Source organism: Microcoleus sp. M2_D5 (assembly GCF_036701935.1).
In the GTDB taxonomy this organism is placed as follows: Bacteria; Cyanobacteriota; Cyanobacteriia; order Cyanobacteriales; family Microcoleaceae; genus Microcoleus.
The window spans coordinates 13,272-29,253 of the sequence record NZ_JAUBRP010000031.1 but is presented as its reverse complement, the minus strand read 5'-3'; the positions used below and the strand labels follow the sequence as shown (position 1 = coordinate 29,253).

13 protein-coding genes are annotated in these 15,982 nt (G+C 45.2%); 7 read left to right on the top strand and 6 right to left on the bottom strand.

Annotated features, from left to right (window positions below; genetic code table 11):
- Positions 1-143: 143 nt before the first annotated feature.
- A complete protein-coding gene (locus QUA50_RS15005) occupies positions 144-1,124 on the bottom strand; it encodes an ATP-binding cassette domain-containing protein (protein ID WP_333264878.1) in 981 nt (326 codons plus the stop codon).
- 198 nt (positions 1,125-1,322) lie between these two features.
- Between QUA50_RS15005 and QUA50_RS15000 the strand changes: the two genes are divergently transcribed.
- Positions 1,323-2,132 carry a calcium-binding protein gene (locus tag QUA50_RS15000; RefSeq protein WP_333264879.1) on the top strand — a complete coding sequence of 270 codons (810 nt, stop codon included), beginning with the start codon at positions 1,323-1,325 and terminating at the stop codon, positions 2,130-2,132.
- A gap of 61 nt (positions 2,133-2,193) precedes the next feature.
- Here QUA50_RS15000 and QUA50_RS14995 read toward each other — a convergent pair whose 3' ends face one another.
- Positions 2,194-3,201 carry an NAD(P)-dependent alcohol dehydrogenase gene (locus QUA50_RS14995; protein ID WP_333264880.1) on the bottom strand — a complete coding sequence of 336 codons (1,008 nt, stop codon included), beginning with the start codon at positions 3,199-3,201 and terminating at the stop codon, positions 2,194-2,196.
- A gap of 167 nt (positions 3,202-3,368) precedes the next feature.
- Positions 3,369-4,172 (bottom strand): SDR family oxidoreductase, encoded by an 804-nt coding sequence (locus tag QUA50_RS14990; RefSeq protein WP_333264881.1) that lies wholly within the window; start codon positions 4,170-4,172, stop codon positions 3,369-3,371.
- A 291-nt stretch (positions 4,173-4,463) separates the two neighbouring features.
- On the opposite strand from QUA50_RS14990, the gene QUA50_RS14985 reads away from it, so the two are divergent.
- Both QUA50_RS14985 and QUA50_RS14980 read left to right on the top strand, forming a co-directional pair.
- Positions 4,464-5,390 (top strand): DMT family transporter, encoded by a 927-nt coding sequence (locus QUA50_RS14985; protein WP_333264882.1) that lies wholly within the window; start codon positions 4,464-4,466, stop codon positions 5,388-5,390.
- 163 nt (positions 5,391-5,553) lie between these two features.
- Positions 5,554-6,411, top strand: coding sequence for an Hpt domain-containing protein (locus QUA50_RS14980; protein WP_333264883.1), 858 nt, complete (start codon positions 5,554-5,556; stop codon positions 6,409-6,411).
- Positions 6,412-6,545: 134 nt separating this feature from the next.
- On the opposite strand, the gene QUA50_RS14975 is transcribed toward QUA50_RS14980, so the two are convergent.
- Positions 6,546-6,920: a hypothetical protein gene (locus QUA50_RS14975; RefSeq protein ID WP_333057411.1), complete on the bottom strand. Its 375-nt coding sequence runs from the start codon at positions 6,918-6,920 to the stop codon at positions 6,546-6,548.
- Positions 6,921-7,410: 490 nt separating this feature from the next.
- On the opposite strand from QUA50_RS14975, the gene QUA50_RS14970 reads away from it, so the two are divergent.
- From QUA50_RS14970 to QUA50_RS14955, 4 genes are all read left to right on the top strand, one after another.
- Positions 7,411-9,933: an ATP-binding protein gene (locus tag QUA50_RS14970; protein ID WP_333264884.1), complete on the top strand. Its 2,523-nt coding sequence runs from the start codon at positions 7,411-7,413 to the stop codon at positions 9,931-9,933.
- Between the two features lie 123 nt (positions 9,934-10,056).
- Positions 10,057-11,520, top strand: a complete 1,464-nt coding sequence (locus tag QUA50_RS14965) for a CIA30 family protein (protein ID WP_333264885.1) — start codon at positions 10,057-10,059, stop codon at positions 11,518-11,520.
- Between the two features lie 265 nt (positions 11,521-11,785).
- Complete coding sequence (locus tag QUA50_RS14960; RefSeq protein ID WP_333264886.1) at positions 11,786-12,664, top strand: sugar ABC transporter permease; 879 nt, start codon at positions 11,786-11,788, stop codon at positions 12,662-12,664.
- 62 nt (positions 12,665-12,726) lie between these two features.
- A complete protein-coding gene (locus QUA50_RS14955; protein ID WP_333380157.1) occupies positions 12,727-12,915 on the top strand; it encodes a hypothetical protein in 189 nt (62 codons plus the stop codon).
- 33 nt (positions 12,916-12,948) lie between these two features.
- Here QUA50_RS14955 and QUA50_RS14950 read toward each other — a convergent pair whose 3' ends face one another.
- Both QUA50_RS14950 and QUA50_RS14945 read right to left on the bottom strand, forming a co-directional pair.
- Entirely contained in the window at positions 12,949-13,650 is a 702-nt protein-coding gene (locus QUA50_RS14950) for a DUF4079 domain-containing protein (protein WP_333264887.1), read from the bottom strand.
- A 32-nt stretch (positions 13,651-13,682) separates the two neighbouring features.
- Positions 13,683-15,956, bottom strand: a complete 2,274-nt coding sequence (locus QUA50_RS14945; protein WP_333264888.1) for a glycosyltransferase — start codon at positions 15,954-15,956, stop codon at positions 13,683-13,685.
- Between the last annotated feature and the right edge of the window lie 26 nt (positions 15,957-15,982).

Genomic DNA, 15,982 nt, shown 5'->3' with positions numbered 1-15,982 from the left:
TTTTGGGGTTAGCAACGGGCTAGAAGCCCGTTCCACAAAAACACTAAATCTCTAGTGGAACAGGCATCTTGCCTGTTCTACTTTATAACTCTAGTGGAACAGGTATCTTGCCTGTTAGAGAGAATCAGCTTATCCAAAAAACTTTACACTTTTCCCGTGCGAAAAACTCTACCAATTACCTCTTCAATTGGCGGGTCAGTAACAGTCAAATCTACCACTTCCAACTCCGCCAAAATCTTCGCCACACTCACCGTCAGCTCTTCCCTTTTCACCAAAAGTCGCACTGAATTTCCCTCAATAGATTCTACCTCCCCGTAAGCAAAAGCACTATCTTTTGCCAGCGGTTTAGCTAATTTTACCTGAACTTCCCGATAAGGTGCAAACCTGTCGAGCAATCCGTCCAAACTGCCATCATAAACTAATTGCCCTTCGTGGATTAACAAAACGCGCTTGCACAAAGCAGTAATGTCAGCCATGTAATGGCTAGTCAACAGCACCGTTGCTTGATAGCGATCGTTATATTCTCGCAGAAATTGCCTGACGCTAAACTGTGCGTTTATATCCAAACCTAAAGTCGGTTCATCTAAAAATAATACCTCCGGCTGGTGCAGCAGCGCCGCCATCAATTCAGCTTTCATGCGTTCGCCTAAAGAAAGCTTTCGTACCGGCTGATTTAACTTGCCTTCTAGTGATAGCATCTCTGTCAATTCTCCGACTCGCAGTCGATAATCTACATCGGGAATGCCGTAGACAGCGGCATTGATTCGCAGAGAGTCAAGCACTGGTAAATCCCAAATTAACTGCTGTTTCTGCCCCATCACTAAGGTGATTTTTTGCAGAAAATCTGCTTCCCGACGGAAAGGAGTACGATCGCACACACTCACCGTACCCGCAGACGGATAAATCAAACCCGTCAGCATTTTCAGCGTAGTAGTTTTGCCCGCACCGTTAGCGCCGAGAAACCCCACGAATTCCCCCGGTTCAATACTGAAAGAGACGCCCTCAACTGCTTTGATATTGCGGTAAGTGCGACTAAAAAAGTGTCGCACTGTTCCTTTAAGTCCCGGTTCTTTAATCGCTACTGGATAAACTTTGCTCAAGTCTTCAACTAAGATAATTGGCATCGGCTCAAATTTTAACTTTTATTTTAATCTAGGGTATTTCCATCAGGCTTGTGTCAAGATGGAGCGATCGAGCTATCTAGTAGGGTGCGCCAGCCATTGCTCGATCGCGAGTCAGGAAGTAACTGTGTTCTGGCGCACCCTACTAAACTGTAGAATATTGCAAAATATCCATAATCACATCGCACAAAGTTTACAACTATGGTACTCACCCCAGATAATTCAGGCATCTCTCGTTTGGTAGGAGACAATTCTCCTGAAAATATTACACTTGCACCAGGACAACTTGCTAGTTTTCCTGGGGGAGTTTGGATGGTGGGCGGCAATGATACTGTCAGGGGATCGTCAGATGCAGAACGGATTTTCGGCAACGATGGTAAAGACAGTCTGTTAGGCGGTGTCGGCAATGATTCTATTTACGGCGGCAAAGATGATGACGATGTTTTGGGAGAAAGTGGCGACGATTTCTTGACAGGAGATAGAAATAGCGATTTCCTTGATGGGGGTGCGGGAAATGATTTGTTGCGCGGAGGACAAGGTGTTGATTTGTTAGTTGGCGGAGACGGTAATGATATTTTAATTGGCGACAGAGATGTGGATATTTACCAAGGTGGTGGGGGGAATGATGTATTTGTTTTTAGAGTGGATCAAGCGGGAAACAGAGTAGTTGGAATTGAAGTTCCTGACGCGGTAATTGTGGATTTTGATAAGTCGAGCGATTCGATTGGAATTAGTGTGGACTTTACTAGCAGCAACATCTCCTTTGAACAGGTAAGCTATAGCTTGAACGATCCGAGACTGCTGCTGATCGATCCTGCAACTATAACGGGGGGAACGAGTTTGTTAGCAAAGGGTGGCATTTCCCAGCGAAGTCTCGATCCCGATGGCAACGGCCGTGTGGAAGCTACTAATATTAGATTTGGTTTTACTAATGCGTTGTTGGGTACTGTTTTGAATGTGACCCCAGCCGATTTAAACGGTCGTTTTATTAATGCTAATTCTTTGCTTTAATTCGTTGCTTATATATCTCTAGTAGGGTGCGACAGGGCGCACCTTACCGATTACCCATTATCTAACTCACCGTCAAAACTGCACGATAGCGCACTTGATTGTCGCGGACTTTCTGAATTGCTTCATTCGCTTGTGCGATCGCAAAAACTTCGACAATCGGCTCAATCTCAAACTTCTCTGCAATTGCCAGCATTTCATTAATCATAGCGCGACCGCCGATGAGAGAACTCACAATTCGGCGTTGCTTCACCAGCAGCGAAAATAACGGAATACTCAAAGGTTCGTCGGGAACTCCCACAAAAGCAAGCGCACCGTTAGAATCGAGAAAATCAATGTACGGAACCCAATCTAAAGCAGCCGGAACAGTGCTCAACAAAATATCTAATTTGCTGCTGGGGGCTTGAGGAACTTCGCCTTTTCCTACTACAATAGCTTCGTCCGCCCCCATTTTATGTGCAAATTCTGCCTTATCTTGGGAAGTAGTAAAAACTGTAACTCGGTTGCCTAATTTTTTGGCAAATTGCACCGCCATGTGTCCCAAACCGCCGATGCCGAGAATGCCAATTTCTTGCCCGGAACTCATCCCCGCGTTCCGCAAACCGGCGTAAACCGTAATTCCGCCGCACAACAGCGGCCCCGCTATTTTGGAATCGATGCCTTTGGGAATAGGAAAAGCAAAGCGGGAATCTACCATCAAATAATCGGCAAAACCGCCCGGGCCTGTCACAATTAATCCCTGGTTTTCATCGCAGAGATTTTCGTTACCGCGCAAGCAGTCGCGGCACTGCAAACAAGACGATCTTTGCCAACCGACACCAACGCGATCGCCCACTTTTAAATGAGTCACTTGCGGCCCTATTTCTACCACTTCTCCGATAACTTCGTGTCCCGGAACGAGGGGATATTTTGATTGACCCCACTCATTGTCAATCATGTGCAAGTCTGAGTGACAAATGCCGCAGGCTAAAACTTTGATAATACATTCATGTACTTTTGGAGGTTCGACATCGAATTTGTATTCTTCAAGCAATCCGCCTGTTTTTGTAACTGCAAGTGCTTTGATTTGCATGGTGTATTTCCTGGTTTGTTAGCGATTATAGTGTTCGGGCGGCTTTCACAGTCTCTTTCTTTAGTTGTATATGTTCAGGTGAACATACCCCTAGGACTGATGGGCGTTACTAATAATTTGTCTGGTGCTTATGGCGCACCTTACCAATTACCAACTACCAATTAGGATTATAACTTGCCCTTTTCCATTGCCCACTGCATCAAACCGGGAAACAACCGATAAGCTTCCGATGCCAAAAAAGCAGGACCGACGGTAACTTCTGCACGCTGATTTTTCACAGCATCCCAAATAGCTTTAGCAATATCTTCTGGCTGAGTTGCCCACTCAGATTTCAGCATTTTGCTCATTTGCTGACGGCGCAATTCGACTGCGGGTTCGTCTCGATCGCGAAATTGAGCTCTTTCTAAAAAATCGCTGTTAATCAGGCCCGGATGCACGGCGCAAACGTGAATGCCTTGAGGGGCTAATTCCAATCGCAAAGTTTCTGTTAAACCGGTTACTGCATATTTGCTGGCACAATAAGCAGTCATTTGAGGCAAAGGCATTTTGCCGCCAATGGAACCAACATTGACTATTGTCCCTGTTTTTCGTTCCAGAAAATGTGGCAAAATTTCTTGAATTGTGTTAACGCAGCCCCAAAAATTGGTATTCATTAATTGCTGCCAGTCTTCGGAGGTAGTGCGCTCGATCGCCCCCGCGAGACAAATGCCGGCATTGTTAACTAAAACATCGATGTTGCCGCAGGCATCTAGGGCTTGTTGGACGATCGCCCGCACTTGTTGAATGTCGCCGACATCCCCCGGAATAGCTACAGCGGAAGTGCCTTCTCGCTGCACTTGAGCCGCTGCTGCTGCCAATCTCTCTGGCTGGCGAGCTACCATCACTACATCGTAACCTTTAGTGGCAAATAAAATTGCTGTTGCTTTGCCGCTTCCTTGAGAAGCGCCTGTAATCAAAACTGTAGGAGCCATAGATAGTTATAAATTGTAAGTGGGTAATTTGTTTTTTGCGATATTGAAACTATAACAGAGCCTAGGTAACTTTAGGGGAGCTATACATTAATAATGATTGAGTATAGTATTTTTTTGTGCTTCGCGCATGGGCTTTTTTTAACGAACCGCGAAGGCGCGAAGAACACGAAGGAAGAGAGAAGAGGAGAGGAGAAGAAGAGAAGAGAAATTATTCATAATTTGTGCGAAAATAGCTTTGTAAATTTTCTCAATGCCCAATGCCCTGTTTGCCCAATGCCCAATCCCTAAAAAATGAATCTTCCGAAACAAGCACCTAATTGGTCGATCGCCCTAGTGTTAATTATCGGCGTTTTAGCCGTCTCAACTTCATCAATCTTAATTCGGCTGGCTAACTTTTCAGTAGGGGCGGGCGGTTTGGGTTTCAGTCTGGTGCTCGCGGCCTCTCGCCTGACTTTATCTGCTTTAATTCTGCTTCCGGCTTGGCGAAAAATTCAGTGGAACACCCTGCAACCGGGAGCTCGGCGCTATGCTGCTACTGCGGGTTTGTGTCTCGCCCTGCATTTTGCCCTCTGGATAACCTCACTTTCTTATACTTCGATCGCCGCCTCGACTGCTCTCGTCACGACTAATCCTGTCTGGGTAGCGCTGTTGTCGCGTTTCTGGTTCGGGGAAAAACTCAGCAAAATGTCGATCGCTGGCATTACTATAGCCCTGACTGGGGGAATAACGATCGCCCTCGGAAGTGCGGGCGCTGCTAATGCTGGCAGCAGCCAACTGCTGGGCGATTTCCTGGCTCTGGCTGGTTCCTGGGCTGTCAGCTTGTATTTGCTGCTGGGCCGGGAAGCTCAGCGCCGGGGACTGGGAATTGGTGGCTATATCGCGATCGCCTATACTGTTGCTGCGATCGTCCTGCTGCCTCTCCCCTTCGCCTTCGGCACTACTTATACTAATTACCCCGACATTGTATATTTTTATATTTTGTTAACGGCCGCTTTGCCTCAGTTAGTCGGCCACACCATTTTGAACTGGGCCGTAATGCAGATTTCCCCAACTCTGGTAACTCTTGCCATCTTGTTTGAACCGGTTGGGGCGAGTTGGTTGGGTTATTTGCTGTTTGGGGAAGTGCCGGCGCCGGCGGTACTCGCAGGTGCTGGGGTGCTGCTGTTGGGTGTAGCAATCGCTACCGTCGGAGCAAAAAAAATAACACTCAACACTTAAGAGTTAACAGTTTTCGACATTGCCACTACAGTTGCCGTGAGTCAGAATAAAACAAATCAGGGCTTAAAAACAAAAATAACTCGTCAGTTAAATATCAGTTCCAAACTATCAAATGTCTGACTAATGACTAATAATACTCGGTTGCCTTTAGGAGAATAAAATTATGCTGCCAGAACAACTACAGCGGATCATCGGCTACTTTATCGAAGAAGCCACAGAACAGATCCAAATTATCGAACCAGGCTTGCAAGATATCCAAAACACCCTGCCATATCCCCAAAGAATACACCAGCTCATCCGAGCCTCGCACTCGATTAAAGGGGGAGCAGCGATGCTCGGATTTAGCAGCATTCAGCGCATGGCTCATCGGTTGGAGGATTATTTAAAGCTGCTGAGAGAATGTCCGATCGCCATTGATAGCAGGCTACAATCACTCTTAACCGAAGTTTTTGATATTTTAGTAGCCCTCGTGTCCAAGGTTTCTAAGGGTTTTGGGCTCAACCACGAAGACGCAAACCAAATGCTATCCCTCGCCGAACCAGTTTTTGACGAACTCGACGCTTACCTGAGATTGCGAATTCCCACTCGCCTGACGGTGAGAGCTACTACGGACGAACACATTCACATTTTCTCCGGTTACTGCACCTCCCTGAGCGAATTTTCCTCGGCTATTGCTTCGCGCGTCGGTTTGCTTGGAGGCACTATTACCCGCCACGATCTGGATAGCCAGGGGATACGCCTTTGTATTGACATTTACCTGCAGCCTTACACCAGGATCGAAAACATCCGCCAAGCTGTCGAACTCTCCGGCGCTATTATCGGGAATGTTCAGACGCAGCGCGACTTTTCGCTGCTGGCGACTGGAGATTATCCGGTTTACCAAAGTGCGATCGAACCTCCCGCAATTTGCATCGGATGCCGCTACTATTACGGCAGAAGCGACGGCGGCTACCTGCTCAACTGCACGATCCATCCCCGCGGCCCGGAAACAGAAGATTGTCGCGATCGCGAACCGGAATAACGGCTGAAAACTCAGCCCTCGGAAGCACGATTTGCCTCTAGAAAAACTATTCTGAAACCCATATTTTCCCTAATTTTTTTCACATTACCCCTGCCATTTTTTTTTGAGTTGCTAGATAACTATATCTGTCTCTCTTAGACAACTACATCCTTCTTCCTTCGGAAATATCCCCTAACAACTGATACCGCAACTCGAATTAATTGCATCATGCTTGCAGGATGAGCGATCGCCCAGACATTGATTGTCAGACAAGTGATTGCCATAACTAGCAAGATGTATGTCGGAGGCATTACTACCCCGATCGCGAACCAGGTAAAAACGTGAAATATCATTGCTGTAGCCCAAAGGCTGGCTACCACCACAGACGCCCAAATTTGCATTCGAGGTCGGTTTAGTCCTGTCAAAATCGCTGTCTGCAAAGTAGTCAGCAAGTTTGCCGGAACTAAAAAGGCGCAGATAGCTATGCAGTAGGTATGAGAAAATTCAGTAACTGTATTGAAGTCGAGCATCAGTCTAATTGTCGGGCCTGTTGGGTATACTTAAAGAGCTTAGCGTGACTTGAGTTTCAGATATTGTCACCCTTACCTTAACTTAATATTTGAGTAAGTAGGCCGCTCTGGAGACGCATTTCTCCCCCCCTTTTCCAGCAGGCAAAATTTTACCACAAATATTAAACTTTTGGGAAAATTATTAAATATATTTGAAGAATGGCAACAATTGCTATGATAATTAACATCGGGAAGCGATAGTATAGAAGAGCAAAGTCGGTAAAATTTCTAGAAGGCTGAGGCTGTTAAAACAGCAATACATACGGCAGGCTGATTTTCGACTAAATCTTTTTTGATGCGCTGATTCTCGGATGATTGATTGTCAGTGTCCGTCCAGGAATCGATCCGTTATGCGATCGAACAATATGAGATTTTTATAGAAAAGCCACTTTGCTCTCAAATCTCAAATCATTAGAACCCTCTCAACATTTTACAGCGGAAGACAAAGAAAATGGATCTACAAATCACAATTCCCCCACTCGCAGAAGTTGACTTGACAAACTGCGACAGAGAACCGATTCACATATCGGGGTTCATTCAGCCACACGGAGTGCTACTTGTTGTACGAGAACCTGAACTAGAAATACTGCAAGTCAGCGAAAATACGCAAGATTTGTTAGGAGTAGAGCCGGAAAGTGCGATCGGTCGAAATTTGAGCTTATTCTTCAATCGAGTTCAACTAAAAAAACTCAAGCTTTGTTTGTGTAATGAAAACTTAAAAACCGTTAATCCCATTAAACTCTCTGTCATAAACAAAGGTAAATATTTAGAATTTGACTGCATCCTCCACCGAGTAGAAGAAGTATTGATGGTCGAGTTGGAATTGGCTACCAGCCCAGAAAATCTTTCTGTTTTTAGTTTTTATCATTCAGTAAGAGCTACTATCAGCAAAATTCAAAGCGCCAAAAATCTCAAGGAATTATCTCAAATAACTGTAGACGAAGTAAGAAAAATATCTGGTTTTGATAGAGTTATGGTCTATCAATTTGACCACGAAGGCAACGGCGCTGTAATCGCTGAAGACAAAGCAGAAAATCTTAGTCCTTTCTTAGGATTAAACTACCCGAGTTCAGATATTCCCAAACAAGCCAGACAACTGTATTCGTTAAATTGGCTGAGGTTAATCCCAGATATTAATTATCAACCAGTCCCCCTTGTTTCAAGAAATAATGCTGTCACGACCCAGCCCACCGACCTCAGTTTCAGCGTATTGAGAAGCGTTTCTCCCATTCACATAGAATACCTGCAAAATATGGGGGTTGCAGCTTCGATGTCAATTTCGTTAATCAAAGACAAAAAACTGTGGGGATTGATTGCTTGCCACAACTATACACCAAAATACCTCAACTATGAATTGCGCGCCGCCTGCGAATTTATCGGGCAAGTAATGTCCTTAGAATTGCAATCAAAAGAAGGAAACGAAGATTACGACTACAAACTACACTTAAAATCCATTCAAACCAAGATTTTTGAAGACATATCCACGTCCGAAAACCTGTCAGAAGTGTTAGTTAAATGTCAGCATAATTTGCTAGAAGCAGTCAACGCCCAAGGAGCCGCAATAGTATTTGGAGACAATTGCTATCAAGTAGGACAAACACCTCAAGGAGAAGCGCTCAAATACTTAACTAATTGGGTGCAAGAGCATTTAAATAAAGAAATTTTTTATACAGACTCGCTCACCAAATGCTATCCAGAAGCTGAGGAATTTAAAGACACAGCCAGCGGGTGTTTGGCTATAGCAATATCGCCGAATCAGAAAATATACGTTTTGTGGTTTCGCCCGGAAGTAATTAAGACCGTAAATTGGGCGGGCAACCCCAACAAACCAGTGGAAACCGATGAAGATGGCAACCCTCGACTGTCTCCTCGGAAATCCTTCGAGCTGTGGAAAGAAAATGTGAGGTACAAATCGTTGCCTTGGAAACAATGCGAAATAGAAGCTGCATTGGAACTGAAAAAAGCAATGATTAATATAGTGCTGTGTCAAGTCGATAAACTCGAAAAATTAAATACAGCACTAGAAGCATCAGTCGCCAGAGAACGGGAAAAAACTGCTAATTTAAAAACAGCGATGTCCGAGCTGAAGCGGGCGCAGACTCAATTGGTGCAAAGCGAAAGAATGTCAAGTTTGGGACAGTTGGTGGCGGCAGTAGCTTATGAAGTCACTAACCCGATTAACTTCATCTACGGCAATCTTAGCTATGCTAATGAATACAGTCAAAAAATGATCAATTTATTGCAGCTTTACAACCAGCACTATCCGTCGCCTTCGCCAGAAATTGAAGCACAAATAGAAGCAGTAGAATTAGAGTTCATAGTTGAAGACTTACCGAAATTGCTGGGTTCAATGAAAGTAGGAGCTAACCGCATCCGCGAGATAGTTCAGTCGCTGCGAAACTTCTCTAGAATTGACGAAGCAGAGATTAAACCAGTTGACATTCACGACGGATTGGACAGCGCTTTGTTGATTTTGAGCAACCGACTAAAACCGAAGCCCGATCGCCCCGCAATTCATCTCCTCAAAGAATATGGTTCTCTGCCTTTGGTTGAGTGTTACCCAGTTCAAATCAACCAAGTATTTATGAATGTACTGGCAAATGCCATTGATGCTCTCGAAGATGCCTTTGTCAACAATAACTTATCGTCGCACGGCGGGGACAAAGAAGATCCAGTTAAGTACGGACAAATTCGGATAGTGACTGAACTTTGTCCGGGAAAAAAAGCCGTAGCAGTTCGGATCGAGGACAACGGTTGGGGCATGGAAGAAAAAGTGCGCCAGAAAATTTTTGAGCCGTTTTTTACCACAAAACAGGTGGGCAAAGGTGCGGGGATAGGTTTGGCGATTAGCCACGAAATTGTGCTAGAACAACACGGTGGTAAATTGACTTGCATTTCTGCCCCCGGAGAGGGTACCGAGTTGATTATTGAGATTCCCTTGAGCCAAACTCACCCCACACCCATTGTCAAGTGAAAAAAAATTCGCCCTAGCGAAGCTATCCCAAAGGCTAGGAAATCGACCAAATTCAAAAATCGAAAATTAGATTAAAATACAAAAGCAGCTAAGTAGATTTGAGCCAATTCAGAGGAAGCTAGTATGACTGAAAAAAAAACCGCCCAATGGGATGCCGGCCGGTTTCTCAAAACCTTGGCTTATTTCGGCGTCATTCCCTTCATTGGCAGCATTAGCTGGCTGCAACAACTCTTTGGAAGCAGCAGCAAAACTAAACAAGACCAACCCAAACTGATACTCGTAGCCGGTGCCACCGGCGGCGTCGGGAAGCGGGTTGTCAAGCGGCTGCAACAGCGGGGATATAGAGTGCGAGCCCTCGTCAGAGATGCTAAAAGAGCAACAGAAATTCTCGGCAAAAATGTCGAATTAGTCGAAGGAGATATCACTCTCCCAGAAACCCTAACACCGCTAGTAACCGAGGGCATAGAAGCAGTTATCTGCTGCACCGGCACCAAAGTTCAACCAGTAGAAGGAGACACTCCAACGCGGGAGAAATACTATCAAGGCATCAAATTTTATATGCCGGAAGTTGTGGATGTTCCCGAAATAGTCGAATACAAAGGCCTCAATAATTTGGTGCAAGCTGTTCGCCGCCAGCTCATTCAAGCAGGCGAAAAAACAATTTTTGACTTCACAAAACCCAGCCAAGATTTAAAAGAAACTTGGGGTGCCCTCGACGACATCGTGATGGGCGGCACCAGCGAAAGTTCGATCGTACTTACAGACAATACAGCTATATTCACAGGCAATGTTTCTACTGCCAACTCTGGCGGCTTTGCTTCGGTGCGTACCCGCAACTTCGATCCTCCGCTCAATCTCGCAGGATTTAGCGGCCTCCAACTGCGCGTTAAGGGCGACGGCAAGCGCTACAAATTGATTGTTCGCAGCGAAGCTAAATGGGATGGAATTGGCTATTGCTATTCGTTTGATACTGTTTACAATATCTGGATTACTGTCACCGTTCCCTTTGATGAGTTGATTCCAGTATTCCGCGCCAAAACTGTCAAAGATGGCTCTAAATTTGATGCCAGCAGTATTTTTTCTTTTCAGTTAATGTTGAGCAAGTTTGAATATGACGGCGCGCTCAACCCGAAATTTACACCTGGTATTTTTCAACTGGAGTTAGAATCTATTAAAGCTGATGGGGGACAGACTTTGCCGCGATTTGTGATGGTGAGTTCGGCAGGAGTTACCCGCCCTGGCCGCCCCGGCATTAACTTGGAAGAAGAACCGCCTGCTGTCAGGATGAATGATATGTTGGGGGGAATTTTGACTTGGAAGTTGAAAGGGGAAGATTGCGTGCGATCGAGCGGCATACCTTATACTGTTGTCAGACCTTGCGCTTTGACTGAAGAACCGGGAGGCAAAGCTTTAATATTTGAGCAAGGAGACAATATTAGGGGCAAAGTCAGTCGGGAAGATATTGCAGAATTGTGCGTGGAGGCTTTGGAACAACCTCAAGCTTGCAACGTTACTTTTGAGGTGAAAGAGGGGGAAAATGCCAGTTCTCCCGGAGACTGGCAGGCTTTGTTTTCAGGAGTTAAATAATTATTATTTGTAGAGTCGAAGTCTAGATCCCCCCTAACCCCCCTTAGTAAGGGGGGGACAAGAAATCGTTTCAAGGACTCAGCGCTGGTGCGCCGAATAGTACCCTACAAATGCGAGTTTTATAACTTCCAGGCTGAGCCTGGGAATCAATGTCCAGAGGCTCTGCCTCGCTTGTTAGTAGGAAAATTGGAGGCAGAGCCTCCGCATATGCGTTACCAGGCAGAGCCGGTTAACGAGTAAAATTACCAATTACCAATTACTTACTATGTCTGTTACTTTTTCCCGACGCTATTTGACGCCTTATTTGTTTTTACTTCCGGCTTTATTTATTTTGAGTTTGACTGTTTTGTGGCCGGCGGTGCAAGCTTTTTATTTGAGTTTTACCAACTACGAATATGATTTAACTCAAATGCCGCAGTGGGTGGGGTTGAAGAATTTTTACAGGTTGTGGGGCGATCGCACATTCTGGCAAACTTTAACGAATACGCTGCTGTATCTCACCTGCGTTGTGCCTGTATTGGTTGTTCTACCGTTGGGAATGGCGATTTTGTGCAACCAAAAACTTAAGGGGATGAACTGGTTTCGAGCCGCATACTACACGCCGGCGGTGATTTCAATGGTTGTCGCCGGGATTGCTTGGAAGTGGCTGTTTGCTGAGACTGGACTGCTGAATCAGTTGGGGGAATTGTTGGGTTTACCTCCTGTTTCTTGGCTGGCTAATCCGAAGTTAGCAATCTTTAGCGTGATGGCAGTTACTATCTGGAAAGGATTGGGTTATTACATGGTGATTTATTTGGCCGGGCTGCAAGCTATTCCGGCAGAACTTTACGAGGCGGCTGCTATTGATGGTTCTGATGGTTTGGGAAAGCACTGGGATATTACTGTGCCGCTGATGAAGCCTTATCTAGTTTTGGTAGCGGTAATTTCGGCGATTTCTGCTACTAAGGTTTTTGAAGAAGTTTATATTATGACTCAGGGCGGGCCTCGCAATAGTTCTAAGACAGTTGTTTATTATCTTTACGAACGGGCTTTTAAGGATTTGGAAATTGGCTACGCTTGTACGATCGGGCTGGTTTTGTTTTTGCTAATTTTGGGTTTGTCGATTTTGCAAGTTAGCCTTCAGGGTTTGACTCGCAATGATTAAGATGTATTACTGATTAGTAGTGACTGAGATATTGCACCATTCTCATCTTAAGAACAGGCAAGATGCCTGTTCCACAATACATCACTTCTCAAGAACAGGCAAGATGCCTGTTCCACAATACATCACTTCTTAAGAACAGGCAAGATGCCTGTTCCACAATACATCACTTCTCAAGAACAGGCAAGATGCCTGTTCCACAATACATCAAATTGCTTGTGGGGTTGGCGGGACGCCCTTCTAATTTCTACTAATTTTAGAATTGAATATCAAAGTAATGCGATCGCTCACGGTTTGGGGCAGGTCTTATTAGTGAAATCACAGCTATAAATATAAGGTTTCTGCCAGTTCAGAGGAATTTCTAATAAATCCCTGGTTCCGGTCATTCCCTGTCCCAGAAAGAGCAGGACAGCGATCGAGTTCAAGATCACGTGGATAGTGCGCCAGCGATTTGAGCGGTCTTTGTAAATGTCTTGAATGATGGCAAGGGAAAAAACCATAAGTAACGCAGCGGTGATGCCAATGTAGTAGTGAGACCAATACCATTCATTGGTTCGCCGATAAACGCCATCTTGAGTGCCAAGAATCACCAAACCAGTACCTGTTAGCGTCGCAAATATGCCGCGCCATAAAGCGGGTGTAGCTCGATATAGCATGACCAAAGATGCGATAGTTGCAACAAACATCAGCACAATGAAAATGACCTGAAACGAGTTTTTGCTCCAAACATCCTTGCTCAAAATATGCTCAAAAATCGGGTAGGCTAGACCCAACAACGTCACTCCTACCACAGAACCTGACAGAATTCGACCTGCTTTGACGTGTTCTTGACCGACTACAGGTGGAATTTTGCTCTTGGTGTCGATCGCAATTTGCTTCCGACGCTGCATAGTTTGCCACGCCATATTGAGAACAACACCAAGCATAGGAAAAACAATCGCTACAGCTAAAACAGGATGCAGCAAAGCCATAAAATCTTTAAATTCCATACAGCACCTTTTCGTTTTTAAAGTTGATAAAACTAAACTTTCGAGATTTTTAGGAAATCGATCGCCCGATCGCGGTCAAACAAAACCCGAGGCTTCAATAAAATCCCAAATAGCAGGAATAGAGACTTTAACTCGCCAGGAGCGCAAGGACGTTTCCATTGACCCGGACGACAAAACAACATCTCCACGAGACATCGATGTTGGGGCAGAGCCAATTTGTCAAAACGGATGTGTACTGAGGGAAATTCATTACTAAAATCAACGCTAGTTATCTGTCCTTGTAGCCTCAAATTATCTTCCATAATTTTGAGCGTCACTGGAACCGTTTCTCCTGAAGTAAGTGAAGGGAATCCGGCTTGAGTCATCTCTACATGAATCCCCACTTCAGAAATGAAAGTAGTAACGCCCCACATAACTTTTCCATCAACTGCCAGCCGTACCAATCGACGCAAATCGAACCATTCATACCGATCTGATTTAGGAGCGTCTAACAATATTAACAGCGTAATGCTCATAATTAAAAGGTTGTAGGCGCTCCAAATCCAACCAATCCCCAATCCTTTGAAATGCTGGATGATTTCAGGCTCTGATGCGTCCATCTGAACTTGAATCAAACAGGTTCCCAAAACGTGCCAGAGGCTGATCGCATTTGGAATAAATAATAGCAGCAAAGGTAGCGCTAATTTCCAGTTGAAGGAAAAGCGATCGCTCACAGTGCCTTTGGCTGTGACGTTAAATCCTTTGGAGAAGGGAGACAGCATCACCTGAATGATGGTCAGAACCAGCGGGAACGCTAGTACCAGCGAGTAAATATCAGACAGTAATGCCGATCGCGATCGGTGATTCAACCAGGAGAAAACCGCTAACTGCACTAAATAATAGGGCATAAAAAAGTACAACATTTCTGGAACACTGGCTCGGATCGGAATCACGCCCAAGAAGGAATAAGCTAAGGGCATCAATAGAAAGCCGATGCGCGGAATGCTGCTAAACCAATTCAGGAGTCCTTCTAAGTGGGCGAGTCGCTGAAGGGGGTTTAGTCCGGGGATAGTCAGGGGATTGGAATCAATAAAAAAAGCTTGTAAAGTTCCCCGGGCCCAGCGCAAGCGTTGAGTGGCGTAAGCAGAAATATTTTCTGCTGCCAAACCAGCGCTGAGTTTTTCGTTGAGATACACTAACCGATAGCCTTTAGCAGAGAGTTTAATGCCTGTGAAATAGTCTTCACTGAGCGATTCGGTAACAAATCCTCCGGCGTGTTCTAAGGCGCTGCGTCTCACAATAAAGGAGGTTCCAGAACAAACTACACTGCCGGCACCATCTTTGAGCGGTTCAATTTGGCGATAAAAAACCTCTTCTTCCGGGGTGATAACGTTATCTAAGCCTAAGTTACGGGCGATCGGGTCAGCATTGTAATAACTTTGAGGCGTTTGAACCAGGGCCACTGTGGGATCTTGGCAGAAACCAACGGTGCGAATCAGAAAGTTTTTGGTAGGGATAAAGTCGGCATCAAATACAACTATTAATTCTCCTTGAGTATAAGCTAAGGCATGATTCAAATTTCCTGCTTTCGCATGGAAATTATTAGGTCGAGTGATGTATTCACACCCTAATTCCTCTGCAAGTTGCCGGATTTCTTCACGCCTGGTGTCATCAAGCAGATATATTTTTTTATTGGCATATTCGAGGGCTTGACAACCAATTACCGTGCGTTTGAGAATATAGGCAGGCTCATTATAAGTGGGAATCAAAATGTCAACCGATGGCGTGAATCGACCCTCAACTACATCGATCGCTAACCGATTGGCTTCTGGACGGCGATCCTTTACCCACAACATCAAAAATAACTGAAGGATATTGGTAAGCAAGAGGAAAATTTCTAGAAGAAACAACCCAATGCTAAAGACTCCATCTAATGGATCGGATACATTTAAGGTTGTGAGCGATCGCCACAGCAGATAACGCATCACCAACATCAACAAAATTCCCACAACTACAACCCGCGACCAGGTTCGGGGTACGGGCGAAACCCGCATAATCACCCAAGAAATCGCCAGCAGAGCGACCGTAGGTGTTAGCAAATACTCCCCCATTACCATCGGCACTTGCAACCACATGGGAGGATGATTTTGCATTGCTTGCAGTTGGGCAAATAGACGATAGAGAGTGCCGTTACCGGAAAACCAAGCAGCGACGAGTCCACCCGCTAACATAACCGAACCTAACATGACGATGGTGGCGATCGGTATCCGGTTTCTGGGGATACTATCTCGACGATGAAAGCCCAAATAATTCAGCCATGAAGTCATAATTTTGTTTCAGCAAATTCTATGAA